Here is a 25245-nt window from a genome sequence, read left to right on the forward strand (position 1 = left end):
TGCGAACTTTTTATTTTCAAGCGAATATTTGATATGATGTTATGGACAATAAAGGAGGTTTTGCAGGATGAATACATTTACCGATAAACTCAGCAAATATGCACAGCTTGTAGCAGAAGTCGGCGTCAATATTCAAAAGGGCCAGCAGGTCGTCATCAACGCTTCGACAGAAATCCGCGATTTTGTCCGCCTGCTGGTGAAAAGCGCTTATCAAAGAGGCGCAAAACATGTGACAGTCCGCTGGCAGGATGATGAAGTCACACGGCTGAAATATGAGCTTGCTCCTTTTGAAGCATTTGAAGAATTTCCGGAATGGGAAGCAAAGGGCATGGAAACGCTCGCGAAGGAAGGCGCTGCCTTTATTTCCATCGTCTCGTCAGGCCCTGATCTTTTGAAAGGAATCGACTCCAAAAAGATTGCGGCACAGCAAAAAGCGGCCGGAAAAGCTTTACATACATACAGACAAATGATCCAGTCGGACAAAGTCAGCTGGACTGTTGTGGCCGCGCCATCGCCTCAATGGGCGAAAAAAGTATTTCCGGACAGCAGTGAGGAAGAAGCGGTGCAAAAGCTGTGGGATGAAATTTTTAAGACGACCCGAGTTGACCGGGAGAATCCTGTTCAAGCATGGAAAGATCATGACCAATCGCTTCGCGATAAAGTGAGCGTGCTAAACGAAAAACACTATCAAGCCCTCCACTATCAAGCGAAGGGTACGGACCTGACGATCGAACTCCCTGAAAAACACGTCTGGGTCGGCGCCGGAAGCGTCAATGAAAAAGGCGACGAATTCATGGCCAACATGCCGACGGAAGAAGTGTTTACCGCACCGAAAAAGGACGGGGTGAACGGAACCGTTTCAAGCACGAAACCGCTGAGCTACGGCGGAAACATCATCGACGGCTTTACACTGACATTTGAAAACGGACGGATTGTCGATGTCAAAGCAGAGCAGGGCGAAGACATTTTAAAAGAGCTGATCGAAACAGACGAAGGCTCTCATTACTTGGGCGAAGTCGCATTGGTCGCCCATGATTCGCCGATATCCAAATCAAATATTTTGTTTTATAACACGCTGTTTGATGAAAATGCCTCAAACCACCTCGCAATCGGAAGCGGATATGCGTTTAACATTGAAGGCGGCAAAACGATGTCGCGCGAGGAGCTGGCGAAGGAAGGTTTAAATGAAAGCATCACCCATGTCGATTTCATGATCGGCTCAGGTGAAATGGATATTGACGGAATAACGGCCGATGGAAAAAGAGAACCGATTTTCCGAAACGGCAATTGGGCGATTTAAGATCCCCCGAAAAAAGGACCTCAGAAAGCTTCTGAGGTCCTTTTATATGGGATTGAAGACGAAGAAACTTCCGACCCGTTCACTCTTCAGCCGGTGACTGTAACGGCCAAAAAGCGTCCAATGATCCCGGCAAAGCACACCTCTCCGTTTCATCACGATTTCGGCAAGCTGCTTAAATGCTCGTGCTTTAGCTTCCAGTTTCCCGACTCGTCCTTTATAAATACGTTTGTCGCACGGCCTGCCCCGGAAACCGGTTCGCCTTGATAAAATCCTTTCCATTCGTACGTATACAGGCAAACGGCCTGTTCGTCTGTTTCAGTGATCCAACTGACATCCTTGGCGCTGTATACTTCGTTTTCGATTTGCTTCCAGGCGTTTTCAAAGTAACGCTGAATCTCCTCAAAGCCCGAGCACGTTTGATCCGAGAACCAATACACCGCGTCGCGGTCAAGGAGCTCTTTGACATTTGCGAACACATGCGTGTTTGTTGCTTTTATATATTGATCAAGAGCCTTTCGGCATGACACAGCGACCATCTCCTTTATGATATAAGAAAACCCGCTGTTTAAGCGGGCTTTCTTGAATTATGCGTAAAGTTCGGCAAGCTTCTCCTGTACCGTTTTGTCTTCCAAAAACTCGTCATAGCTCATTTGCTTGTCTACGATGCCGTTTGGCGTGATCTCGATGATCCGGTTGGCGATCGTCTGTACAAACTGATGGTCGTGGGACGTAAACAGCATGGCGCCTTTAAAGCTGATTAAGCCGTTGTTCAATGCGGTAATCGATTCCAGATCCAAATGGTTTGTCGGCTCATCGAGCATTAATACGTTTGCTCCCGAAAGCATCATTTTTGACAGCATGCAGCGGACTTTTTCTCCTCCCGACAACACGCTTGCCTTTTTCAGCACTTCTTCTCCCGAGAAGAGCATCCGGCCGAGAAATCCGCGCAAAAAGCTCTCACTTTGATCATGCGGCGAAAATTGACGAAGCCAGTCTACCAGATTTAAATCGCTGTTCTCGAAAAATTCGCTGTTATCCTTCGGGAAAAAGGCTTGTGAGGTTGTGACGCCCCATTTAAATGTTCCGCTGTCGGGCTCCATTTCCCCCGCCAAAATTTTAAAAAGCGTTGTGGCGGCAAGCTCGTTGCGGCCCGTAAACGCGATTTTATCGTCCTTATTCATCATAAAGCTCACTGAATCAAGAACTTTCACGCCGTCAATCGTTTTCGAAAGATCTTTAACGGCCAGGACGTCATTGCCAATCTCGCGTTCCGGCGTGAAGTTGACGTACGGATATTTCCGTGATGACGGTTTAATGTCGTCAAGGGTTATCTTTTCAAGCAATTTTTTTCTCGAAGTCGCCTGCTTTGATTTGGACGCATTTGCGCTGAATCGTGCGACGAACTCCTGAAGCTGTTTGATTTGCTCTTCTTTTTTCTTATTGGCTTCCTGCGCCATTTTAAGCGCAAGCTGGCTTGATTCATACCAGAAGTCATAGTTGCCGACATAGATTTGGATTTTGTTAAAGTCCAAGTCGGCGATATGGGTGCATACTTTATTTAAAAAATGGCGGTCATGCGATACAACGATGACCGTGTTCTCAAAGTTGATCAAAAACTCTTCGAGCCACTGGATCGCCTGAATATCCAAATGGTTTGTCGGCTCATCCAAAAGAAGCACGTCAGGCTTTCCGAAAAGCGCTTGGGCAAGCAGCACCTTCACCTTGTCAGAACCGCCGAGATCAGCCATTTTCTTTGTATGAAGCTCTTCGGGAATACCGAGCCCTTTCAGCAAAATCGCGGCTTCCCCTTCGGCTTCCCAGCCGTTCAGCTCGGCGAATTCACCTTCGAGCTCTGCAGCGCGAATCCCGTCTTCATCGGAAAAATCCGGCTTCATGTAAATGGCATCCTTTTCCTGCATGACTTCATATAAACGCTTATGGCCCATAATCACGACTTTCAGCACTTCATGTTCTTCATACTCAAAATGGTTCTGTTTCAGAACGGCGAGGCGCTCCCCCGGGCTCATGTGCACATCACCCGTCTGAGGTTCAATCTCACCTGACAAAATTTTCAAAAAAGTGGATTTTCCTGCTCCGTTTGCCCCGATTAATCCGTAGCAATTGCCGGGAGTAAACTTTATATTGACATCTTCAAATAGCTTGCGGTCTGCAAACCGCAAGCTGACATTACTAACAGCTATCATTTAATATCCTCCATCACTATACTTCATTAAAAAGAGTATAACACGAATATCCCTTAATAGAAATGCTTTGCTTTTTTGCAATAAAGTTTTAAAGCCATTGCAGCCGTTTTCACGCTTTTTTTATGCATCTGGATAGTGACAATATGTTACAATTAATGTGGATTGGGGGATGGAAACATGAATATTAAAGATGATCCTGATATTCAGCGATGGATTAACATGAGGCCGTGGTATGCGCTGTTTGTTTCGCTTGCAATGGTGATATCGACAATGTCCATCGGATTGTTCAAGGGATATGATATGTGGACTTCAGACTTTTTTATTTTTTCGTGTCTTTTGACCGGATTCGGCCTTCTTGTAGGCTGGCTTCAAAAGGTATATTATAAAAAGGTCATCTATGGGGAAAACTCGGAAAATTAGACGGAGGACAACATGAAGCTTATCACTCTGACAGAGTACTGCATGTTTATTTTTTTTGCCGGGGTTTATTTGGCCGTGACAGGTTTTACGGCGCGCGACCTTGGCCTTTATATCGGAATCGCCCTTATCTATACGTTTGTACATATGGCGGCAAAACGAATGCTGGCAAAGCGGGGAAAAGAAGCAGCGGACGTCAGAATCCTCTACAGCGTGCTCTTGATAACCGCTTCAGTGTTTGTGACGGTACTGTTTATTGTCGTGCTGGCGTCACTTTCAGCATAAAAAGCAAAAAAGCCTGATATCCAGAGCGGACATCAGGCTTTTTTCAGTCTGTTTTTCGGATTTCATTAAACGGAAAGAACACAAATTGCGATGTCCCGGCCACCCGCTTCTTATCAATCAGCCCGAGGCCGTTCCGGCTGTCCATCGATCTCTGGCGGTTGTCCCCCATTACGAAGTATTTGTCTTCAGGAACTTTTACCGGGCCAAAATCGCCCGTCAGCTTCACGCCGACTGACTCGGCTTCTTTTTTATTTCCCGCCAAATATGGCTCATCCACTTTCTTCCCGTTAATGAGAAGCGTGTCATCCTTCATTTGCACAGTATCTCCCGGCAGACCGATCAGGCGTTTTACATAGTGGACATTTTTTTCATCGCCGTCAATAATGATGATGTCCCCACGTTTAAATTCTCCAATGTATTTCACGGTTTTATAGACGAACAGACGCTCTCCGTCATGGAGAGTCGGATCCATGGACGTCCCTTCCACTAAATACGGTTCGAATAAAAACGTCCTGATCAATAAAGCCAGAGCCACTGCAATGATAATGGCTTTTACCCATTCAAAGAGAGAACTTTTCTTTTTGGTGGATTTTTCTTCACTCAAAACGCTTCCTCCTAAAACAGTCTATCACGCTTTACAGATTGAAAAATAACAGCTTTTCCTATACTTTATCATATGTCATGGGAAATTTCCTAATTAGCATGCCGTCTGCCGGGAAAAACAGTAAAAAAGAAAGTGCCGCACAGAGAACGAGGCGGCACTTTCTAGCACTTATTATTCAGCTGGAACCGGCTTTTTCAAAATGCCGAGCAAGACGGCTGTGACAACCGCTCCGATCACGACGCTCACCAAATAGAGAAGCGGATGGTTTGTTGTCAGAAAGACGAACAATCCTCCGTGTGGAGCAGGAAGCGTGACACGGAAAAATTGAGACAATCCGCCCCCGATTGCTGATCCGATTACACAAGCAGGGATAACCCGCGCCGGATCGGCTGCCGCAAACGGAATCGCGCCTTCAGTGATAAATGACGCACCCATGAAATAGCACGTAATACCAGCTTCACGGTCACGTTTTGAAAATTTGTTTCTGAAGAATGTCGTCGCTAGCGCGATACCGAGCGGAGGCACCATACCGCCTGCCATGATGGCCGCGTGCGGACCAAAGTTTCCTGCGTCAATCATCGCAATCCCGAATGTAAAGGCCGCTTTGTTAATCGGACCTCCCATATCAATCGCCATCATACCGCCTAAAATAATACCCATGACGACAAGGTTTCCTGTGCCAAGGCTTTCAAGCCAATGTGTCAGGCCATCCATGATCATCTTGACAGGCGTGTTGACGATATAATGCATGATAATTCCCGTAAAGAAGATACCGAACAATGGATAGATTAAAACAGGCTTTAATCCGTCAAGCACTTGCGGAAGACCTGCAAATGCTTTTTTCAATAGAACAACGATGTAACCGGCAAGGAATCCGGCGATTAATCCGCCCAAGAACCCTGCATCAGCCAAAGTTGCCATAAATCCGCCGACCATACCAGGCGCAAAACCAGGACGGTCCGCAATGCTCATCGCGATAAATCCGGCCAATACAGCGACGATTAATTTTAATGCGTTGCCGCCGCCGATTGCATTTAAAACTGCCGCAAATTCATTATAAGAAGGGTCTCCCGGTTTTGCCGAGTTGATACCCCAGAAGAACGAAATGGCAACTAAAATTCCGCCGCCGACGACAAACGGAAGCATGTTGCTGACACCGCTCATCAAGTGCTTGTAAAAACCGCCGCCTTTTCCTTTTGCAGCTCCGGCTCCATCTTCGGAAGCGGCTTTACCTCCGCCTGTTCCCTGATAGATTGGCGCATCTTGCTTTAACGCCTGCTCAATCAGTTCTTTTGGCCGTCTGATTCCTGCCGTAACAGGCACTTCAATGACGTGTTTTCCTTTAAAGCGCTCCATCTCAACCTGCTTATCGGCAGCGACGATGATGGCCACGGCGTCTTCAATTTCTTGAGCCGTCAGCGCCCCTTTGATTCCGCCGGAACCGTTTGTTTCTACTTTAATGTCAACGCCCATTTCTTTCGCTTTTTCTTTCAAAGCGTCAGCTGCCATGAAGGTATGCGCGATACCAGTCGGACAAGCTGTAACCGCAAGGATTTTTCCTTTTGATGAAGGAGCTTGAGGCTCATCAGCCTGTTCTTCCTCTTCATCGTCTGAATCATGCTTGTTGATAATGTCGATGATTTCATCTTCTGTTTCTGCTTCAAGGAGCTGCTTGCGGATTTCTTCACGCATAAGCAAAGTTGACAGTCTGGACAGGGCTTCAAGGTGGGTGTTATTCGCACCTTCGGTTGCCGCGATCATAAAGACCAGATGGCTCGGCTGTCCGTCCAATGATTCATAATCGACGCCTTCTTTCGAACGGCCGAATGCGATCGCCGGCTCTTTAACGCTGGCTGTTTTCGCATGGGGAATGGCAATTCCTTCGCCGATCCCTGTGGAGCTTTGTTTTTCACGGTTAATGACCGCTTCCTTGTAGCCTTCTTTATCATTTAATTTTCCGGCTTGATCCAAAACCGTTACCATTTCTTCAATAACGTTTTCTTTCTTGCCGCTCTCAAGGTTCAACTTGATCGTATGCTTCGTAAGTAGCTCTGTTATTTTCATAACGTTCCCTTTCCTCCTTTAGATGGCTTTGACCTGAACTTCAGGGAGCAGTTTTTGGACCAGCTCTTCCGTTCCGAGCTCTTCAGAGAAAGCAGTAGCGCTTCCTGAAGCAACCCCTAGCCGAAACGCCTCTTTGATGTCCAGCTGCTTTTCGACTCCCGCAAGAAAACCGGCAACCACTGAATCTCCCGCGCCTACGGAGTTTACGAGCTTTCCTTTAGGTACATTGGCATGGTAGACCTGATCTTTTGTGAATAAAAGAGCGCCTTCGCCGGCCATTGAAACGATGGCGTTCTCCGCCCCCTGCTCAATCAGCTTTTTCCCGTAAGGAACCGCTTCTTCAGCAGACTGAATCGTTGTTCCAAACATTTCTCCGAGTTCATGATGGTTCGGCTTCATTAAAAGCGGATTCATTTTCGGCGCCTTTAGCAGCGCTTCCCCTGAGATGTCGACGACAACCTTGACGTTTTGCTCCCTGCATCTTTCCGCAATCTTTTCATAAGTATCTTGAGGCAGTGAACTTGGAATGCTTCCTGCCAATACGACGATGTCCCCTTCTTTCATTGCGGAAAACTGCTCTAAAAATGCAGCGAAGTCTTCATCTGTGATTGCAGGGCCCTGTCCGTTGATTTCCGTTTCATCACCGGTTTTCAGCTTTACATTGATCCGGGTATCCCCATTCACCTCATGAAAGGCTGTCTCAAGCTTCTCTTCTTCCAAGAATGACTTGATATATCCCCCGGTAAAACCGCCGACAAAACCGAGAACCTTTGATGGCACATGGTGTCTGTTTAATACCCGTGAGACGTTGATCCCTTTTCCTCCTGGATATTTCGAGTCATAGACTGAACGGTTTAATCCGCCTAGAGTAAAGTCTTCAACGTGAACAATGTAGTCGACTGATGGGTTGAGAGTTACAGTGTATATCATGTTTTCACTACCTTTACGACAGTTTTTTCTTGATAGTTATCAAATGAATGCGTTGCAGATCCTGCTGTAATGATAGTTGCTTCGTCTAAACTTGCAAAGGCAGAAAAAGACATTTCCCCAAACTTGGAAGCATCCGCCAAAACAAAGGCTTTTTTTGCCTGTTTGACAGCTTTCGTTTTCAAGAGGGCTTCTTCAGGATCAGGTGTTGTAAAACCCGCTTCTTTATGAATCCCATTGACACCGATAAAGCTTTTGTCAAACCGGTACCGGCCGATATCCGTCAAAGCGGAGCCGCCAACAATCGCGCCTGTTTTGTGCTTCACATGTCCGCCCAATAAATAAAAAGTAATGCCCTTTTTGATTAATGCCTCGATATGCATGACCCCGTTTGTGACCACGATTATATCCTTCTCTTGATCTATAAAGTCGATCATTTGCAAAGTGGTCGTCCCGGCATCTAGATAAATGCAATCGCCTTCTTCAAGCAGAGAGGCAGCTTCCTTGGCGATTTTTTTCTTTTCATGAAGGTTTTTGGATGATTTCTCAAGCATATCCGGCTCCTTCCGAATATCGGACAGCCTTGATGCCCCTCCATGAACACGCTTTAAATATCCGCGGGCTTCTAGCGTCGACAAATCTCTTCTGATCGTTGACTCAGATGCTTTTGTCAAATTCATTAAGTATTGGATTTTCACGACATCATGCTTTTCAATTTCATCGATGATCAGCTGATGCCGTTCGGGAGTCAACACATTACCACCCCTCTTTTGGAAACGCCTTCATTTAGCTTACAATTCTATTGTAAACGCTTTTTCGACATAACTCAACAAAAATCTTTCAAATTCATTCAATAACCATCAAAATCTTTCACATTTCAACATCTTAACGTGATATGTACCATTTGTAAACTGTATAAGCGATAAAAATCCGCAAAAATATGTGACATTATTATGATCTATTCTGAATTCATTCATTCGCCGAAGAGAAAAATTAAGCAAAATAAAACCTCATGCAGAAGCATGAGGCCGACAAAAGTCCGTCTTGTTAACTAGGCATATTTTCCACTAAAACTTGTAACATCCCGAATAAATACGCAAAAAGAAGCTTAAGGATAAATAACACGGCTACACCAATCCATGCGGCCCGCTTTGAAGATCCGGCCGCTTTTTGCAAACCTACAGCCGTTAAAGCAAAACTCCAGATCGTAAAAATGTCAAAGGCGCTTAAAACGGTCAGAAGAGGCTCCTCGGCAAGGATGATCCCGTCCAGCGACGTCACAGAAAAGGCCGCTTCAGAATCTGTTATATAATAAATGGCGCTGATGATGACATCCCTAACGACGGGAATGAAGTTTACAAAAACGGATAATGAGACCATGCAAATAAAATTGGTTGCTCCTCCGCCGATTTTTGCGAGCAGCCATAGCACCAAAGCACTGAGCACAAAGAAGATAATAGATTGAAAAATATCACGAAAAACGGCTACACCGCTTTTTAAAGCACTAAAATGCACTACATAATCTGCATCTGCGGCAAATTTCGAGGTGACGAGATAAACGGATAAGGCAGATAATGCAATCACGATGATCATTGGCAGCCAGATGACAGGCCGTTCTTTCATTCTCTCAAACTGCTGGACAGGACTCGTGATAAGGCCGATCAAAGACGGCTTTTTTTCTTTCACTGTTTCCACATTTACTTCCACTTTCTTATTCCTCCTGATCATTCCTTTTTATAAAATTAAAATCAATCTCCAGTCTATTGTGTGTCAAAGGAATTGTTTTTTTAAAGATAGCTTACGTCAAATAAAATCGGGCGGAAATTTGCTTTTTCCTCAGTCTTGAGAAGCACCGAGTGTTCCTGACCCGATATTGGGCTCAAGCCTCTAGAACGTGGCCGAAAAAAATGCTTTAGCCAGCCCGAATAAACTAGCGACTAGAAAAATCAGAGCGAACAAAACGGCCACTCCGATCCAGGAAGCCCGTTTTGATGCTCCCCCCGCATGCTGGAGACCAACACCAATTAAAATAAGCGGCCATACCGTAAAAATATCGAATACGCCCAACATGCTTTGAAAAGGCTCGCCTATTGAAATGATGCCTTGCAAGGAAGTGACCGGAGCCTCATGTTTGCCTTCTGATACATAATAAACGAGGTTGTTAATCACATGTCCGCTTGTCGCAATAAAACTGATAAAAATAGACAATGATAGCATGCTTAGAAAATTGGTTTTCCCGCCTCCGATTGAAGCGATCAGCCAAAATATTAGAGCGCTTAAAAAGAAAAATATGCCCGTCTTGAGAATATCCAATAAAATAGACAGTGATTGGAAATATGCTGTTATTTCGAATCTTTGCACACTCGAATAAAATGTTGCGACATTGAGATATGTAGATGCCGCTGATAAAGCCAGGACAATCACCATCGGCAGCCAAATGGCCGGCCGTTTACCCATTCTTTCAAACTGCCGGACAGGGCTTGTGATCAGACCGAACAAAGACGGCTTTTTCTCATTTCCTGTGGTCATATCCGCTTCCACTTTCGAACCCTCCTAAACATTCCTTTTTATGCTATGAAGCTCAATTTCACAGCAATTTCAAGTCTATCATTGATTCATCGTCTGTTTTTTTAAAATTAGCTTAATTTTGCATGAAATTGGGGACATTCGCATCAAAAAAGACCGTTTCAAAAACGGTCTTTTAATCCCGCAATCTGCCTGAAGATTATGCGGGCGAGATGCCCAGAGCGCATTCGGCGAGGGCCAGTTTTTATTCATAGCGCAATGCTTCAATTGGATCAAGCCTTGCCGCCTTATTGGCGGGGATCAGACCAAAGAGGATACCGATTGCTATGCTGAATAAGACACCGCCGAGAACAACCTGCCAGGAGACAAGCGGCGGCCAGCCGGCAATCAATGATATCAGAGAAGAACCTCCATATCCAAGCCCGATCCCCAGTACTCCGCCGATCAGGGTGATTAAAGAGGATTCGATCAAAAACTGGGTCAAAATCTGGCCTCTTGTCGCACCAAGCGATTTCCGAATACCGATTTCCCTCGTCCGTTCTGTGACCGATACAAGCATAATGTTCATGACGCCGATCCCTCCGACCAATAAAGAAATGCCTGCGATTGAGCCGATAAACATCGTCATAATCGTCGTAATCTGGCTGAGCCCGGCCGCGATTTCTTCCATGTTCATCACTTCATAGGAGTCTTTTGTGCCGTGATTGCCATTTACAATTTCCGCCGCCCGTTTTCCGACAGCCTGCAAATCATCAGGAGACCGGGCCTGTACAGAGACAGAACTGTAATCACTAATGCCGAATGAAGACGTTAACATCGTGAATGGAACGTACATTTCATTCATCCCCAAGGAAAGCAATCCGGCTTCATCTTTCAAAACGCCGATGATTTGAACAGGCTGCCCGTTGATCCAGACAATTTGACCGAGCGGAGATTGGCCGGAAAACAATTCTTCCGCCAGTTTTGACGACACGATCGCCGCCCTTTTCCCCGTCCTATATTCGGTTTCCGTAAACATTCTGCCTTCTGCGAGTTTCAATGAATTGATGCTGATATATCCGTCATGAATCCCGTTCACCGTCGATTCGGATTCTTCCTCGCGAAACCGGACATTCATGGTCTGGGTCGCTTTGGCAACGACTCGCTTCACTCCTTCAATAGACTTTAAGCTTCTTATATCCTCATCTGTAAAACTGGCGTTCAAGTACGCATTCGGGTCGGCGGCCAGCTCTTCCTCGCTTGGATTATAATAGATGTCAACCGTGTTTCCAGGTCCGCTGATTGACTGCTTAAGCATCTGCTCCCCGCCCTGTCCTGCGGCAACAACGACAATGACAGAGCCTACACCGATGATGATTCCAAGCATCGTAAGGATTGAACGAAGCTTATGGGCCAGAATGGAGCTGAAGGCCATTCTGACATTTTCCGTGAGATTCATTCTGCCGCTCCCCTCCGCTCTCTTTCAGCAGGAACCATTTCTCCGTCACGCATCATAATGATGCGGCTGGTATATTCTGCGATTTCCGGTTCATGTGTGACGAGTACAACCGTTGTCCCTTCCCCATTCAATCGGGTAAATTGCTCCATAATCGCCATGCTCGTCTTTGTGTCAAGCGCGCCCGTCGGTTCATCCGCCAAAATCAGCTTCGGTTCATTGACAATCGCCCTGGCGATCGCCACACGCTGCTTCTGGCCGCCGGAAAGCTCGTTCGGCATATGGTCCATCCGGTCCTCCAGCCCGACTTTTTCAAGAGCTAGCTCCGCCCGTTCACGGCGTTCTTTTTTTGGAATGCCCGCATAGATCATTGGCAGTTCGACATTTTTCAAGGCAGTCAGCCTCGGCAGCAGCTGGAACTGCTGAAACACGAAACCGATTGACCGGTTTCTGATTCGGGCGAGCTCCTTCTCCCCGTACGAAGAAATATCTTCCCCTTCCAGCTTGTAGACGCCTGATGTCGGCCTGTCCAGACAGCCGATAATATTCATCAGCGTCGATTTTCCCGAGCCTGAAGGCCCCATGATGGAAAGATATTCGCCTTGTTCAATCTTGACATCGATTCCTCTTAGGACATCGATGGTCTCCCGTCCGATTTGATAGCTTTTTTTCAACTTGGAAAGCTCAATCATTTAAGCTTCACTTCCGTTCCGCTTTTCAAGTCATCGTCCGGGTTGGCGATGATCTGATCTTCTTTTGTCAGACCCGCGGTGATTTCAAATTCGCCGTCCGTTTTTTCTCCCGTTTTCACTTTGGTCTTTTTCGTTTTTCCTTCTTTCACGGCAAATACAAACGATTCGCCGCCTTCTTGTTTGACGGCGCCTGAAGGTAATACTTGAACCGTTCTTTTATCTGTCTGGATGTTCATGATCATTTTAAAACCCGGCTTGGCTTGAAAAAGCTTTCCTCTGACCTTCACTTCGAAAGGATACTTCACCGCATTTTCTTCCTTGCCGGTTTGCGTTCCTGGAGCCTCCTGCTGCTCCGGAGCCAGTCCGACTGCAGATACTCTGCCTCTCCATTCTTTATCAGGAATGACATCTGAAGTTATCGTTACGTTTTGCCCCTTCTTCACTTTTAATACGTCATATTCTGACAGCACACCTCTGACGACAAGCTTGTTATCATTGCCGATATGTATGATGGGCCGCCGGGTGTCCGTTTTCTTGCCTGCTGCTTCTTTATCCGCGGTGATCACAGTTCCATCGATTTCACTTTTCACATCAAACGCGGCCATTTTTTTCTGAAGCGTCTCCTTCTGCAAGAGGGCTTGCTTCAGTTCAAGCTGCGCCGTTTGCTTCTCCATTTCAAGCTGATCCCGCTCTTCATCAATTTGCTTTTCGGCTGCTTTTGCGCCAAGCTGAGCCTTTAAGTCCTTTTCCTTAGCTGCTAATTGACTGATCTTTTTTTGAATTTGTTCAAGCTGAAGCTCCTTGGATTCAATGGAAAGGTCGTTCTGTTTTTTTTCAAGCTCCATTTCCTCATTGGAGTAGGTGAATAGCACGTCCCCTTTTTTGACGCGGTCTCCCTCTTTCACTTTGACTTCAGCAATTTTTCCTTTATCAGGATCTTCATATTCGTATTGCTCATTTGCAAACATGAGCGTCCCGGGGACCATGACAGTTGATGTGATTTCTTTTTCTTGAAGACTGACGATTTCCATCGCTCCGTTTTCTCCACCGCTCGTTTGTACAGAGCGGTAGATGTTGATCCCGATTAAAAGTGCGGCTGCAAAAACAATCCCGATAGCGATCCAGATTTTTTTCATTTATAACGCTCCTTCAAATGACTCGGAAAAGTTTATAAACAAACCGCCTATTAGCGCCAGCAAAATGGAAATGACAAATAAAACAGCGACCCCGGTCCAAGCGGCTTTTTTTGAAATGCCGCCTACTTTTTGCAAACCTAAAGCAAGCAGGATGAGCTTCCAGATCGCAAAAATTTCAAACACCGCCAAAAGCGACTTTAGCGGTTGCCCGGCCGGAATGACACCGTTTAAAGATGTCACGATAACCTCGGGATCAATATTCGCAAAGGAGATGACAGCGCCGTTGATCAATTGTCCGATCGCTCCGATGAAATATATAAAAACGGCAAGCGAAAACATGTGGACATAATCGGTCTGTCCTTTCCCGATTTTAACGATCAGCCAGTAGATGAGAGCGCTGACGAGCAGGGAAATAGTACTGCCAATGATACTCCCGACTATACTGATGACACTTAACACTGATGTGATCAGTTCAGCATTTGGCAGCTCTTGAAGTTCAGAGGAGATACTCAATTTCTGATTGAGAAAATAAGCTCCGGCAACGGATATGATGAGAACGACTACAAGCGGCAGCCAGAAAACCGGCTTATCTCTCATTCTCTCAAACTGCTCTCCCGGACTAGTGATCAATCCCAATAAAGACGGTCTTCTTCCTTCTTTTGATAGATCTAGCTGACTTTCCATTTTCATTCCCCCTATTCTTTTTTATCTGTTTGTACGTATGGAAGGTAAAAAATGTTTCATGTATAACAACATAATAACAGACGGTGTGACGATGCTGTCACTCCGCCTGAAACATTTGATACTGCGCTTTTACTAGCTCATAATACATTCCGCGCTTCTGAATTAATTCCCGGTGGCTGCCCTCCTCTATTTTTCGGCCGCGGTCAAGCACCATAATGTTATCGGCGTCCCTTATCGTTGAAAGCCTGTGAGCGATCATAATCGCCGTCCGGCCGTGAAGCAGGGTTTTCAATGCCGCCTGGATTTTGACCTCTGTCTCCGTGTCAATGCTGGCTGTCGCTTCATCCAGAATGAGGATGCGCGGGTCGGCCAGAAGCGCTCTTGCAAATGAAATTAACTGCCTTTCCCCGGCCGACAGAATATTGCCTCGTTCTTCCACTTCTGTGGCATATCCGTTCGGAAGCTCCGATATGAACGAGTCGGCCCCGACGGCCTTTGCCGCCTCCATCACTTCTTCATCTGTCGCGTCGGGACGGCCAAAACGGATATTTTCCATGATCGTTCCCGAGAAAATAAAAGTATCCTGCAGGACGATGCTGATTTGTGAACGAAGGTCAGACAGTGAAACATCGGTGATCGGAATTCCGTCCACTTTGATCGTTCCCCCTGTGGCATCGTAAAACCGGCTGATTAAACTGGCGATTGTCGTCTTTCCTGATCCCGTATGACCGACGAGCGCCAATGAAGTTCCGGCGGGAATGTCAAAGGATATGCTATGAAGCGCTTTTCGCTTTCCGTCGTAAGAGAATTCAACCTCCTCAAATTCAATAAGTCCCTTCAATTCCTTTATGCTGACCGCGTCTTCTTTATCAGCGACATTCGGCTTTTCATCAAGAAATTCAAAGATCCGTTCAGAAGAGGCCATCCCCATCAGCAGCTGGTTGTAGACTTGACCAAGCCTTGAAATCGGCTCCCAGAACATTCCGAGATAAAAGGCAAAAGATACGAAGACGCCGATCGTAATCGTTTCATTGATGATCAGGCTTGATCCGTACCAAATTAAAATGGCCGTTCCGACTGCGTTTGTCATTTCAACAAGCGGGCGGAATGTCGCGTTTTTTTTCGTTGCTTCGCGCCAGGACTCCAGGTTTTCACTGTTGACTCCGTCAAAATACATCATATTCTCTTTTTCCTGTGTGAAGGCTTGCGTAACCCGGATTCCCTGGATGCTTTCATTTAAATGGGAATTGAGCTTCGATTGTTTCAATCGGACCTTTTGCCATGAACGTCTGATTTTCCGACGCAGATTGGTGGAGATAAAGAACATGACAGGCAAGGTAACCATGATCGCAATCGTCAGCTCAGGGCTGAGCGAAAAGAGAATCACGATAATTCCAAGGAGCAGCAAAATGTCCATCAGCAAATTGATGACCCCGCTCGTAAACAGCTCCTGCAAAGAATTGATATCGTTCATGATGCGGACAAGAATGGAGCCTGCCGACCGTTCATCGAAAAAACGGTGTGAAAGGCGCTGGACATGTGTAAACAAATGCTGTCTGAGATCGTAAATCACATGCTGTCCAAGCTTGTTCATCCAGCGGATTCTCAGGACATTGGCTCCATAATTGATCAGGTACATGATGCTGATGACACATATTAATATCAATAAGAGATTCATATCCTTGCCCGCGATCGCTTGATCGAGCGCATAGACGCCGATCAAGATCGGGACTGTCAGCCTGACAGCAGCGGCGATGATCACCGTGATAAAAGACAAAGGAAGCAGGTTTTTACGGTAAGGCTTTAAATATGTGAGCAGCCGCCACATTTGCGCCCAGTTAAAAGGCTTTTCAATGATTTGGTCTGAAGCGTAAAAAAACCGGTTCTGGATCGTTTGTTTTCTCGCCTGATTTTCCATATGCGACCCCCTACCCTGCAAAATGCGGTTCATTCAGTATATGTTTGTCTTTATATTGCAAATCGAAAATCCGTTTGTACAAACCGTTTTTTTCAAGCAATTCCTCATGTGTTCCTCTTTCTGTTACAGCGCCGTTATCAAGAACGAGTATTTCGTCGGCATGCTTTAAGGATGAAATCCGGTGGGCGATAATAAATGTCGTCCTGCCCCGCATCACTTCCTGAAGCGCCAGCTGAATCCTGTGCTCTGTCTCCATATCGACAGCGCTTGTCGAGTCGTCCAGAATCAATATGCTGGGATTTAGACAAATCGCTCTCGCTATCGCAATCCGCTGCTTTTGACCTCCCGACAGCCCGAGCCCTCTTTCTCCGAGCATTGTTTCATATTGATCGGGAAGCTCCATGATAAAATCATGAGCCTGGGCCCGTTTCGCGCTTTCGATAATGTCATCCAGCGATGCATCAGGTCTGCCATAGGAAATATTTGCACGGATGGTGGATGAAAATAAAAACGATTCCTGAGGCACTATCCCGATGTTGGAGCGGAGCATTTTTAACGAATAATGGGAAAGGGGCTTTCCATCAATCGCGATGTTTCCCGCTGTCGGTTCATAAAAACGGCTTAGCAATTGAATAATGCTGCTCTTCCCTGAACCGGTCGCCCCGATTAAGCCAATCGTTTTTCCGCGGGGCGCTTCAAAGGACACCCCATGTAAAGCGTCTGCACTTCCTTTTGAATATTGAAGGGAAACGCCGCTGAATACCACATCTCCATGAATCCTGCCGCCTTCCTCCGGATGACCGCAGTCGGTAATTTTCTCATCGGCCTCAATAATTTCCAAAAGCCGCTCTCCCGATGCCTTCGCTTGTGAAAACAAGTTGATCACATAGCCGAGATTCATGATCGGCCACATCATGTAATTGACAAGACTGAAAAAAGCGACGAGTTCACCCGGCTGCAGGCGGTTATGAATGACAAGCCAGCCGCCAAACGAAAGAAGGGCAACGAGACATATATTGCCGATAAACTCCATTAAAGGAAAGTATTTCGACATGATGAATGATGCGTTTAAGTTTTTATTCCGAAAATGTTCATTCGAATCGGTAAAATTCTGAATCTCGTAGTCTTCTTTTGATAAGGATTTGACGGTGTTCATTCCGCTGATGTTTTCCTGGACTTTCGTATTTAAACGGGCAAATGATTTCCTGATTTTCCGAAAAGCGGGATGCACCTTTTTATCAAAGCGATAGACAGCCGCCCCCAAAAACGGCAGCGAGGCGATGGTGACAAGCGTAAGCGGAACAGAATAAGAAAACATGACAGCCAGGCTGAGCGTCACGAGCAATACAAACCTGATCGCTTCTGCAAAGCCGAAAGATAAAAAGAATCGTATCCCCTCGACATCCGCGGTCAGACGGGACATGAGATCCCCCGTTTTGGCGCTGTCATAATACGTAAACGGAAGTCTCTGAAGCTTGGCATACAGTTCTTTCCGCAACCGGTAAACTGATTGAATGCCAAACATATCTCCGAGATATTGATGAAAAAAAGTTGCAGCTCCTTTTGCCGCCATCACGGCAATGAAACCTAAGCTGAGCCCTATAATCCAGTCATATTGGCCGTCGAGAATCACTACATCAATCGTCATCTGAAGCATAATCGGATAAACAACCGTAATGGCCGTCATCAAGAGCATTGAAAAGAGCGACCATACAAAAAATTTTTTATAAGGCCAATAAAAGGCTTTTAGTTTTTTCAGCGACTCCATTCGCACCAGCACCTTTCCAATTCATGTAAACAAGAGCACATCATTTAATATATCGGTTTCCGAAATAAAATTCCACCGTTTTTAAAAAATTCAGACTCATTATGTAGACATATTACCACTAATGCCGGAATCCCCTCTTGGTCTATAAATATATATTTTTTTCCCGGATTTTAAAAATATAAAGGAAATTTTTTGATGAATGAAGGAAGATGATGTAAAATAATAGAAAAAGTTATCAAATACTGAATAACGGAGTTGATTGCAATGTCGAAAAGAGAGGCTTTAAAAAAACGGCTTCTCCTATTAGGTGAATTGGAGCAAAAAATCTGGAAAGACATCCGGAAAGAACGGGAAGTCATCTATGCCAGACTAGGCGAGCTTGACAGGGAAATCCAGCGATATAGACGCTCCAATAAAGAGTATTATGCAGCACATTGCGTGGAAATTATTAAACAGCAGCAAGGAAAAATCGTAACGACAAAAGAGCTTAAAATGAAACTAAAAGAACGGACCAATTTTAATGTTCACCGTATTAGTGAGCTTTATGACCTGATTCAAAAATTAGAACCAAACATTTCCAAAGAACGACGGGGCTGTTTTCTTTACCTCGGAAATTCTTCTAATAAAAACGACAATCGGTTATAGCGTATGCGTAACCGATTGCCTGATTGCTTTTCACCCTCCGCTGACCGGGGGAATGAACGCGACTGTGTCACCTGACTTTACGTCACTGTTGCCCCTCTTGTACACTTCATTAACCGCGATCATCGCCCGGTCTGTTCCTTGAAGCTGATAGGTTTCTTTTAAAAATGACCTGATGCGGTCTGTTGTCGTGTGCTCTTCCTCCATCATGATGCTCTGAGTGCCTGCTTGTTCTGCAAGACCGGCAAATAAGAGAATTTTAATCACATTCAGCACCTCTTCCTTTCGTTGAAGCAGCCGCTTCGATGTTTGGTTCCCCTTCCGGATAGGCGGTGGTTTCAAGCTGGTCCCCGATCCAGGATTCTCCGTTTTCCCAATGCTCTTTTTTCCAGATCGGCACAATTTGCTTAATTCTTTCAATCGCATATTCGTTCGCTTCATATGCGGCTTTCCGATGAGGAGAAGAAACGGCGATGACCACTGCTGCGTCCGATATTTCCAGCCTCCCGATCCGGTGGGTAATCGCCGTTGTCGCCCCCGGCCATTTTTCTTCGATCTCTTCCCCTATTTGGGCCAGCATGTTGACCGCCATCGGGACGTAAGCTTCATATTCGAGATAGAGTGTTTTTTTTCCATTCGTCCATTCTCTCACAGTGCCGATAAATGTCGTAATCGCTCCGGCTTCTCTTTTCTCCACTTTTTTGACGACATCTTCGATCGCGATCGGTTCATTTGTTACATTAAATCGTTCAGACAAACGCCTTCCTCCTTTAGATGTTGTAATATGAATGACACAGCGCCAGGATCTTCAATATGGAAGGATTTTATGTCCGGTGTTGTCACAGGCGGTTTGCCGCGCTGATATATGACAGCGAGAACACCATCTAGCTGCTCAACCAATTGATGATCCTCTTCATTTCTGACCATCACGATCTTCGGATATGACGCTTGCTTAAATCCTTCAATCAACAGGCAGTCAATCGATAACAGCCCATAAACGGCAATCAGCTTCTCAAGGGTCCAGCCGCCGCGGGCTGTAAACTGAAAAACACCATCTCCTTCTACACCGGAAGCCGCCGCCCCAGCCAGCAAAAAACGGGCGGAATCCTTTCCTTCTCCAATAAGGTCCGGCTCTCCCCCATGTCCGTGATGCTTCAGACAGCCCGCTTTCACGCCAAGACTTTCAAGCTTTTCCAAAAGCCTTTCGACAAAGGTTGTTTTGCCGCTGTTTTGATAGCCTACGATCTGGAGGATTGGAACATTTCGGGCCACAGCTGTTCACTTCCGATCTCTTCCCGATATAAAAGAACATGCACACGCCTTCCGGCTTCATAGCCTCTTGTCCCGCCTGGCAGCACGACGAGTGCGTTCGCATTCGCAAGCGAGGTGACGGCGCCTGATTTATCCAAGCCGACAGGCTCTGCCTGGAGCATCCCATCTTTGACCGAAACAAAAGAACGGACAAAGCGGGTAAACGGATTCGGTTTCGGGAAATCCTTGGTTAAAACAGCTTCAGCGCACAAGGCATACGGCTTTTGATCAAGAAGCCAGGTCTTGACGGAAGGCTTGACGAACAGCTCAAACCCAACGAAGCATGCTGACGGGTTTCCTGAAAGCCCAAATAGCAGCTTTCCGTCCAAATGAGCGACTGTCGTCACACTTCCAGGACGCATCGCCACTTTATTAAACAGCACCTCTGCACCGAGCTTCTCATAAATCGCAGGCAAAAAATCAAAATCTCCCACCGAAACCCCGCCGGTCGTAATCAGAAAATCAACCTTTTCTAGTGCATTGTTGACGGCGTCAAAGCTTTCCTCGAACTGATCCGAAATTTTCCCCAAATAAAGGGGTTTTCCGCCGGCCTCTTCAACTTGAGCAATCACCATGCTTGCATTGCTGTTGCGGATTTTCCCAGGAACGAGCGGGTCGCTGACATTCAGCAGCTCTGTTCCTGTGGCGATGATGCCGATGACCGGCTTTTTCACCACGGGGACCGATGCATAGCCGAAGGTCGCGAGCACAGCAGTCACCCCGGGCGTTATCCTTGTTCCTTTTGTTAAAAGAACTGATCCTTTTTCCGCATCTTCCCCCATTTTTGAAATATTATCACCTGGCTGAAAAGACCGCTTCAGCTCCATATAGTGTTTTCCGCCTTCAGAATAGGTTTTCGCAAGCTCCAGCATCACGACGGCATCCGCGCCTTCGGGAATCTGCGCGCCCGTCATGATCCGGACCGCTTGATGGGGACCGAGTTTTTTTTCTGAAACAACCCCCGCACCGATATGATCGATGACTTCGAATCGAAGCGGATTTTCCCGTGATGCGCCGGCAGTATCGGACGCCCTGACAGCGAAGCCGTCATATGGAGACCGGTCAAAAGACGGCACATGGTGATCAGCTATTACATCCTCGGCTACATATCTGTGCAGACTTTCCTCCAGATGGACCCACTCTGTTTCACCGTATTTATGATGCTGTGAGACAAGTGCCGCTGCTTCAAAAACCGGAATGGGTGTTCTTTTTTCAATCATTCAAAAAACCTCCTGTTGTTACATACCGATAAGTCTGGCTAATATCGAGTTGGCTTCCTTTATGTCGTTCGTTCCGTGAACAAGCGCTCTCCCGTCATGAAAAATCACGATGCGGAACGCTTCATATGAGACATGAAGCAGGTAATCATTTGCTTCAACTTTGCCTATGCGGGCCAGTTTATCGATGAGCTCCCGTTTTGGAATCCGTTTTAGCGTTTCGCTGCGAATCTGGACGGTTTCCCTTCCGCACAGCACGTCCGCCCTTTTTTGGCCTGCATCCCTGAGATATGGATAAATCGGCGCCCGGCCGCATGACGGGCATTCGTCGTGTTTACTTATCTGCATCTCAAAACGGGTGTTCATCCATAAATCAAACGTCACAAAAGCGGTTTGAAGCGCTTCTTTCCGATTGGTCAAAAGCTTTAATATTTCAGTCTGCTGATAAGCTGATACCATTTGAACAGCGGGCGAGATAATACCCGATGTATCACACGTGGCACCGCCGATTGGTATTTCTTCAAACAGACAGGCGAGGCAAGGCGTTCTTCCGGGAACGATGGTCATGTACATCCCCTGGCTGCTGACGCAGGCCCCGTAAACCCAGGGGGTATTCGTCTGCTGCGCCAGGTCATTGATGATCATACGGGTCTCAAAATTATCCGTTGCATCAACGACCGCATCCGCTTCTTCAATGAGAGGCTTCAGCGTCTCTGCAGTGCCTTCTGAAACATATGTATGCAATCTGACATCGCGATTAATTTTTGACAGGCGGTTCTTGGCCGCTATTGCTTTCGGAAGGCGGTCTTCCGCATCTTTTTCCGTATAGAGCTGCTGCCTTTGCAGATTGCTCCACTCCACGTAATCGCGGTCTATGATAGACAAATCGCCGACACCCGCGCGCACAAGCCCTTCAGCCGCAGCCGTGCCGAGCGCCCCGGCGCCGACAATCAAAACGCGGCTTTTTCTAATTCTCTCCTGCCCGGCCTGTCCGATGTTTTGGTATCTGATTTGCCTTGAATACCGTTCATGCATCAGGATATTCTCCTTTACTACCTTTTTTAATATCATATCATTTTTCCGTTGAAAAAATCTCTTTCTATACCGACGCTCCCCTCGGCCGTCAGGCTCCTGCAAGCCATGATGAAAGCAATTATTCCGGGTAAAACGCTTCTAATCTCTCTAAATCTGACTTTTTATTGACATTCACAAATTCTTCATTTTTCGCGCCGATTTTTTCTGCGTCGATATACTTTACGGAGATCCGGTCAAGGAAATCGCTTATTTTCAATTCATCACGCCGAAGCTGCTCGCAGATCGTTTGTTTGACTCTTTTATGATAGACCGCAGCAAGCGGCTGTGCTCTCCCGCCGGCAACAGGCACAACGGCATCGGCGCCAGAAGCAATCTGTTTTTTCAAAGACGAAATGGTTTCGTTCCGGATAAGAGGCGTGTCACAGGCCAGAACGATATAAATGTCTCCGGCTTGATGCTCCATCGCCGTATATATTCCGGCCAGGGGGCCTTTTCCTTTAAATGGCTCAACATCCTCAAGGACCGCTGTTTCCCCTTGTGACTTGAAACGGTCTGTGAGCCCGGGACGGCTTAAAATGAGTGCTTCTCCCCCCAAAGCTTGTTTGCACCATTGATAAAGAGGTTTGTTTTTCCATAAAGCAAATGCCTTCGGGTCCCCAAAACGGCTTGATAAGCCTCCCGCCAAAAGGACATAAACGGGCTTCATCGCTTCCCATCCTTCCTTCAGATAGATGTGTTGTGAAAATCATAGCAAAACAGGTGAAAAAGGAACAAGTCTCTAAAATGCATTTTTCAAAAGGCATGAGCTGTTCAAAAACAGCATATTGTAGTTGTAACTTCTATAGGAGGCTGGGTCGCCATGAAAAAAACATCAGGTTCGCTGCCTTTCTTTCATGATCTGTCACAAGAAAACCTTTTTTTAAAAGCCGAACTGGCCAGATGTCATCAATTGATCCATGAGCTTGAAGCCAGCTATTTCCATCAAAAAAACCAGAAACTTCATCAAGAAAATGCCTCGATGAAACAGGAGCTTCAACAGCTGACACTAAAATTGCAGCGCGTGTCGGAAAACAACCAGGACGGTGCGGATGAAACGCTGAACCGAATCAAAAGCGAACTGCTCGAGAAAATTGTTGTGCTGCAGGAGCTTCTTCAAAATGAAACGTTTAAAAGAAAACAAGAAATAGAAGAAAAACACCGCCTTCATGTAACCAACGTGAAAGCCTCAGAGGAAAACAAAAGCCTGCATAGGCAAATCAAAGCTGATCAGCAGCAATTGGAAGAAGAAAAAAGAATCAGGCAGCAAGTGGAACAAGAACTGGAAAAACGAACGGAAGAGAACAGCCGCCTGAAAGGCGATCTTCAGGCCAAAAATGTTCAGCTCCATCAGATCGAAGCTGATGTGGCGTTATTGAAAGAGCGGATGATTGATATGAAAAGCCGGATTGCAGAAGCGGAAAAAACGAAGGAAGCCCTCTTTTACGAAACCATCCTTTCTTACAAAAGACAGCTTGATGAAAGCGACAAGTGGATTGCTTCTCATTTTGCCGATATTGACACATCTTATCAAACAAAGAAGGAAGCGGAGCAGGACAGCGCCTTATTCGAGCGCTCAGAGCATATTGAAGCGGTTCTTCAATCCGTGACAGAACAAGTTGGCATCCTGCAAAAACAGCTGAATGTCATCCGGAAAAACGACGGCATGATGGAACAAAAAATCGACGAATGGAAAAAACAGTCTAAAGAGGAAAATCCATCTCAAAAGTTGATTTATAAAATTAAACGTAAGGAGAAAGAAACAAAACCTTTAAATTAAATACAACTTTAAGTAAAAATATGGATTTAAAAACTGCTTGAGCATATGCTCAAGCAGCTATCATAAGACAGCGGCCATACGGCCGCACTCCTTCTTCCCAAAATGCAAACGCTATCTGGGTAAATAAGGATAACCCTATTGCTGTTCTGTCTCAGTAGAGATGTCACCCTCTAATATATATTGACCGCGGTATGGTTTTTTGACTTCCGGGTACATTTTAATGAGGCTTTGCATGAAGGTTGTCATATTAGGAATTTCAAGTCCGCTTTCTTTTTCAATCTCTTTTTGAAGTTCGGAGCTTTTGATTGCCGCATTGTGACGTTTCAACGTTTTAATGGCCGCTTCACGAAGTTTTGCAGCTTTTGAACCCGGACGTGCTGTGCCTCTTCTGCGCCGTGTCGTACCGTCTGGAATTCCGGCCGGCAGAACAGAGGCTTGCTGAGAAGTCTGCTGCTGAGTTTTTTGAGATGACTGCGCCTGCTGCTGTTGCTGCTGGTAGCTTTTCATCTCCTGTGCAGCTAATTCAGCTAAAACAGGAAGTGATTCGCTTTTTCGGTCTGTGCGAAAATCTTTTTTTGTATCATTATTAAAGCTGGATGGGCGATCCAATTCACGCAGCTTTGCATATATATTGTCACGCTCAATCTGATACTCCCTAATGACCTTAACCTCAGCTTCATTTAACTGCTCTAATCTTAAACGCAATGCTTCCCTCTCGTTAAACATACCGTTTTTACCCTCCTATCAGAATAAATAACCCTCTAATAAAAATATTAGATTACCAAACTAATTTTATCAATTATTTTTTCGTTTTTCTACTGTTACTTTCCGTTAAGAAAATAGAACTAAATTTCTAAGAAGGTTGAATCCATGGGGTTTTTTGAAGCACATCGGCCTATCTTAGCCCCTTTGTCGAAAAATGGTAAATAATGAAGAAACCTAGAAAATTACTTTTGAGAAGAACATAATTAAGTGATTGAACATTTAGATCTGATAAAAGGAAAGTCTGAGAAAACGCTGATTATTACGGCTTATAAATCCAGAATATTCAAAATTGGCTGATTTCAGATGTCGAAACCTCATATATGTATGGACGGGGAACGGGCAAAATGACGCTTTATCAAAAATAGTAAATTAGACTCATCAAAATAAATAAAAAGGGTCTATTGTTTCATTTAACAAAAGGGGCGGCACGCGGAAATTTTTTAAAATTTTTTTCTGTCGGCAGCCGGATAAATAAAAAACCCCCAAAAAAACGGGGTTT

26 protein-coding genes are annotated in these 25245 nt (G+C 45.8%); 5 read left to right on the forward strand and 21 right to left on the reverse strand.

Features of this window, described 5'->3' with window-relative positions; all coding sequences use genetic code 11:
• The first annotated feature begins 67 nt into the window (after nt 1-67).
• The gene (locus BTR1S_RS03610) at nt 68-1300 is read left to right on the forward strand and encodes an aminopeptidase (RefSeq protein ID WP_006638349.1); all 1233 of its coding nucleotides are present in this window, start codon (nt 68-70) and stop codon (nt 1298-1300) included.
• A 152-nt stretch (nt 1301-1452) separates the two neighbouring features.
• Here BTR1S_RS03610 and BTR1S_RS03615 read toward each other — a convergent pair whose 3' ends face one another.
• Complete coding sequence (locus BTR1S_RS03615) at nt 1453-1827, reverse strand: YybH family protein (RefSeq protein WP_029418560.1); 375 nt, start codon at nt 1825-1827, stop codon at nt 1453-1455.
• 57 nt (nt 1828-1884) lie between these two features.
• Complete coding sequence (locus tag BTR1S_RS03620; RefSeq protein WP_006638351.1) at nt 1885-3504, reverse strand: ABC-F family ATP-binding cassette domain-containing protein; 1620 nt, start codon at nt 3502-3504, stop codon at nt 1885-1887.
• A 177-nt stretch (nt 3505-3681) separates the two neighbouring features.
• Between BTR1S_RS03620 and BTR1S_RS03625 the strand changes: the two genes are divergently transcribed.
• Nucleotides 3682-3924, forward strand: coding sequence for a hypothetical protein (locus tag BTR1S_RS03625; RefSeq protein ID WP_006638352.1), 243 nt, complete (start codon nt 3682-3684; stop codon nt 3922-3924).
• A gap of 12 nt (nt 3925-3936) precedes the next feature.
• Nucleotides 3937-4206 (forward strand): hypothetical protein, encoded by a 270-nt coding sequence (locus BTR1S_RS03630; RefSeq protein ID WP_006638353.1) that lies wholly within the window; start codon nt 3937-3939, stop codon nt 4204-4206.
• 43 nt (nt 4207-4249) lie between these two features.
• Here BTR1S_RS03630 and lepB read toward each other — a convergent pair whose 3' ends face one another.
• From lepB to BTR1S_RS03690, 12 genes are all read right to left on the reverse strand, one after another.
• Nucleotides 4250-4810 (reverse strand): signal peptidase I, encoded by a 561-nt coding sequence (gene lepB / locus BTR1S_RS03635; RefSeq protein ID WP_006638354.1) that lies wholly within the window; start codon nt 4808-4810, stop codon nt 4250-4252.
• A gap of 171 nt (nt 4811-4981) precedes the next feature.
• On the reverse strand, nt 4982-6874 hold the full coding sequence (locus BTR1S_RS03640) for a PTS fructose transporter subunit IIABC (protein WP_006638355.1): 1893 nt from the start codon (nt 6872-6874) through the stop codon (nt 4982-4984).
• An 18-nt stretch (nt 6875-6892) separates the two neighbouring features.
• On the reverse strand, nt 6893-7804 hold the full coding sequence (pfkB, locus tag BTR1S_RS03645) for a 1-phosphofructokinase (protein WP_006638356.1): 912 nt from the start codon (nt 7802-7804) through the stop codon (nt 6893-6895).
• A complete protein-coding gene (locus BTR1S_RS03650; RefSeq protein WP_006638357.1) occupies nt 7801-8556 on the reverse strand; it encodes a DeoR/GlpR family DNA-binding transcription regulator in 756 nt (251 codons plus the stop codon). The genes pfkB and BTR1S_RS03650 overlap by 4 nt, the downstream gene beginning before the upstream one ends.
• A gap of 292 nt (nt 8557-8848) precedes the next feature.
• Entirely contained in the window at nt 8849-9508 is a 660-nt protein-coding gene (yknW, locus tag BTR1S_RS03655) for a YknW family membrane protein (protein WP_029418561.1), read from the reverse strand.
• Nucleotides 9509-9688: 180 nt separating this feature from the next.
• Nucleotides 9689-10342, reverse strand: coding sequence for a YknW family membrane protein (gene yknW / locus BTR1S_RS03660; protein WP_006638359.1), 654 nt, complete (start codon nt 10340-10342; stop codon nt 9689-9691).
• 229 nt (nt 10343-10571) lie between these two features.
• A complete protein-coding gene (locus BTR1S_RS03665; RefSeq protein ID WP_029418562.1) occupies nt 10572-11765 on the reverse strand; it encodes an ABC transporter permease in 1194 nt (397 codons plus the stop codon).
• The gene (locus BTR1S_RS03670) at nt 11762-12454 is read right to left on the reverse strand and encodes an ABC transporter ATP-binding protein (RefSeq protein ID WP_006638362.1); all 693 of its coding nucleotides are present in this window, start codon (nt 12452-12454) and stop codon (nt 11762-11764) included. The genes BTR1S_RS03665 and BTR1S_RS03670 overlap by 4 nt, the downstream gene beginning before the upstream one ends.
• Complete coding sequence (locus tag BTR1S_RS03675) at nt 12451-13590, reverse strand: efflux RND transporter periplasmic adaptor subunit (protein ID WP_006638363.1); 1140 nt, start codon at nt 13588-13590, stop codon at nt 12451-12453. Before BTR1S_RS03675 ends, BTR1S_RS03670 begins: the two co-directional genes overlap by 4 nt.
• Nucleotides 13591-14274, reverse strand: coding sequence for a YknW family membrane protein (gene yknW / locus BTR1S_RS03680; RefSeq protein WP_006638364.1), 684 nt, complete (start codon nt 14272-14274; stop codon nt 13591-13593).
• Nucleotides 14275-14371: 97 nt separating this feature from the next.
• The gene (locus BTR1S_RS03685) at nt 14372-16192 is read right to left on the reverse strand and encodes an ABC transporter ATP-binding protein (protein ID WP_006638365.1); all 1821 of its coding nucleotides are present in this window, start codon (nt 16190-16192) and stop codon (nt 14372-14374) included.
• 10 nt (nt 16193-16202) lie between these two features.
• A complete protein-coding gene (locus BTR1S_RS03690; RefSeq protein ID WP_006638366.1) occupies nt 16203-17960 on the reverse strand; it encodes an ABC transporter ATP-binding protein in 1758 nt (585 codons plus the stop codon).
• Nucleotides 17961-18224: 264 nt separating this feature from the next.
• Here BTR1S_RS03690 and BTR1S_RS03695 point away from each other — a divergent pair, with 264 nt between their 5' ends.
• Nucleotides 18225-18605, forward strand: coding sequence for a Rok-like winged helix domain-containing protein (locus BTR1S_RS03695; protein ID WP_006638367.1), 381 nt, complete (start codon nt 18225-18227; stop codon nt 18603-18605).
• A 30-nt stretch (nt 18606-18635) separates the two neighbouring features.
• Here the strand turns inward: BTR1S_RS03695 and moaD are convergent, their stop codons facing one another.
• The 6 genes from moaD to mobA all read right to left on the reverse strand — a co-directional run bounded on the left by moaD (nt 18636) and on the right by mobA (nt 22871).
• Nucleotides 18636-18869 carry a molybdopterin converting factor subunit 1 gene (gene moaD, locus BTR1S_RS03700; RefSeq protein WP_006638368.1) on the reverse strand — a complete coding sequence of 78 codons (234 nt, stop codon included), beginning with the start codon at nt 18867-18869 and terminating at the stop codon, nt 18636-18638.
• On the reverse strand, nt 18862-19359 hold the full coding sequence (locus BTR1S_RS03705; RefSeq protein ID WP_006638369.1) for a molybdenum cofactor biosynthesis protein MoaE: 498 nt from the start codon (nt 19357-19359) through the stop codon (nt 18862-18864). The genes moaD and BTR1S_RS03705 overlap by 8 nt, the downstream gene beginning before the upstream one ends.
• Nucleotides 19338-19874, reverse strand: a complete 537-nt coding sequence (mobB, locus tag BTR1S_RS03710) for a molybdopterin-guanine dinucleotide biosynthesis protein B (protein WP_006638370.1) — start codon at nt 19872-19874, stop codon at nt 19338-19340. The genes BTR1S_RS03705 and mobB overlap by 22 nt, the downstream gene beginning before the upstream one ends.
• Complete coding sequence (locus BTR1S_RS03715) at nt 19841-21133, reverse strand: molybdopterin molybdotransferase MoeA (RefSeq protein ID WP_006638371.1); 1293 nt, start codon at nt 21131-21133, stop codon at nt 19841-19843. Before BTR1S_RS03715 ends, mobB begins: the two co-directional genes overlap by 34 nt.
• Before the next feature lie 18 nt (nt 21134-21151).
• A complete protein-coding gene (locus tag BTR1S_RS03720; protein ID WP_006638372.1) occupies nt 21152-22165 on the reverse strand; it encodes a MoeB/ThiF family adenylyltransferase in 1014 nt (337 codons plus the stop codon).
• A 118-nt stretch (nt 22166-22283) separates the two neighbouring features.
• Nucleotides 22284-22871, reverse strand: a complete 588-nt coding sequence (gene mobA / locus BTR1S_RS03725) for a molybdenum cofactor guanylyltransferase (protein ID WP_006638373.1) — start codon at nt 22869-22871, stop codon at nt 22284-22286.
• A gap of 153 nt (nt 22872-23024) precedes the next feature.
• Here mobA and BTR1S_RS03730 point away from each other — a divergent pair, with 153 nt between their 5' ends.
• Nucleotides 23025-23981 (forward strand): coiled-coil domain-containing protein, encoded by a 957-nt coding sequence (locus BTR1S_RS03730; protein WP_006638374.1) that lies wholly within the window; start codon nt 23025-23027, stop codon nt 23979-23981.
• Nucleotides 23982-24116: 135 nt separating this feature from the next.
• On the opposite strand, the gene rok is transcribed toward BTR1S_RS03730, so the two are convergent.
• A complete protein-coding gene (gene rok / locus BTR1S_RS03735) occupies nt 24117-24707 on the reverse strand; it encodes a transcriptional regulator Rok (protein WP_006638375.1) in 591 nt (196 codons plus the stop codon).
• Nucleotides 24708-25245 lie beyond the last annotated feature (538 nt).

The organism is Bacillus sonorensis NBRC 101234 = KCTC 13918 (genome assembly GCF_001592005.1).
Lineage (GTDB): Bacteria > Bacillota > Bacilli > Bacillales > Bacillaceae > Bacillus > Bacillus sonorensis.

What these genes read in the sequence shown, in the direction of transcription:
- pfkB (WP_006638356.1), bottom strand. Translation starts at nt 7,804, where the DNA reads ATGATATACACTGTAACTCTCAACCCATCAGTCGACTACATTGTTCAC.
- BTR1S_RS03620 (WP_006638351.1), bottom strand. Translation starts at nt 3,504, where the DNA reads ATGATAGCTGTTAGTAATGTCAGCTTGCGGTTTGCAGACCGCAAGCTA.
- mobA (WP_006638373.1), bottom strand. Translation starts at nt 22,871, where the DNA reads ATGAAGCCCGTTTATGTCCTTTTGGCGGGAGGCTTATCAAGCCGTTTT.
- BTR1S_RS03720 (WP_006638372.1), bottom strand. Translation starts at nt 22,165, where the DNA reads ATGCATGAACGGTATTCAAGGCAAATCAGATACCAAAACATCGGACAG.
- BTR1S_RS03695 (WP_006638367.1), top strand. Translation starts at nt 18,225, where the DNA reads ATGTCGAAAAGAGAGGCTTTAAAAAAACGGCTTCTCCTATTAGGTGAA.
- BTR1S_RS03630 (WP_006638353.1), top strand. Translation starts at nt 3,937, where the DNA reads ATGAAGCTTATCACTCTGACAGAGTACTGCATGTTTATTTTTTTTGCC.
- BTR1S_RS03665 (WP_029418562.1), bottom strand. Translation starts at nt 11,765, where the DNA reads ATGAATCTCACGGAAAATGTCAGAATGGCCTTCAGCTCCATTCTGGCC.
- BTR1S_RS03670 (WP_006638362.1), bottom strand. Translation starts at nt 12,454, where the DNA reads ATGATTGAGCTTTCCAAGTTGAAAAAAAGCTATCAAATCGGACGGGAG.
- BTR1S_RS03715 (WP_006638371.1), bottom strand. Translation starts at nt 21,133, where the DNA reads ATGATTGAAAAAAGAACACCCATTCCGGTTTTTGAAGCAGCGGCACTT.
- rok (WP_006638375.1), bottom strand. Translation starts at nt 24,707, where the DNA reads ATGTTTAACGAGAGGGAAGCATTGCGTTTAAGATTAGAGCAGTTAAAT.
- BTR1S_RS03685 (WP_006638365.1), bottom strand. Translation starts at nt 16,192, where the DNA reads ATGGAAAATCAGGCGAGAAAACAAACGATCCAGAACCGGTTTTTTTAC.
- BTR1S_RS03640 (WP_006638355.1), bottom strand. Translation starts at nt 6,874, where the DNA reads ATGAAAATAACAGAGCTACTTACGAAGCATACGATCAAGTTGAACCTT.
- yknW (WP_006638364.1), bottom strand. Translation starts at nt 14,274, where the DNA reads ATGGAAAGTCAGCTAGATCTATCAAAAGAAGGAAGAAGACCGTCTTTA.
- BTR1S_RS03690 (WP_006638366.1), bottom strand. Translation starts at nt 17,960, where the DNA reads ATGGAGTCGCTGAAAAAACTAAAAGCCTTTTATTGGCCTTATAAAAAA.
- BTR1S_RS03625 (WP_006638352.1), top strand. Translation starts at nt 3,682, where the DNA reads ATGAATATTAAAGATGATCCTGATATTCAGCGATGGATTAACATGAGG.
- BTR1S_RS03730 (WP_006638374.1), top strand. Translation starts at nt 23,025, where the DNA reads ATGAAAAAAACATCAGGTTCGCTGCCTTTCTTTCATGATCTGTCACAA.
- BTR1S_RS03675 (WP_006638363.1), bottom strand. Translation starts at nt 13,590, where the DNA reads ATGAAAAAAATCTGGATCGCTATCGGGATTGTTTTTGCAGCCGCACTT.
- BTR1S_RS03610 (WP_006638349.1), top strand. Translation starts at nt 68, where the DNA reads ATGAATACATTTACCGATAAACTCAGCAAATATGCACAGCTTGTAGCA.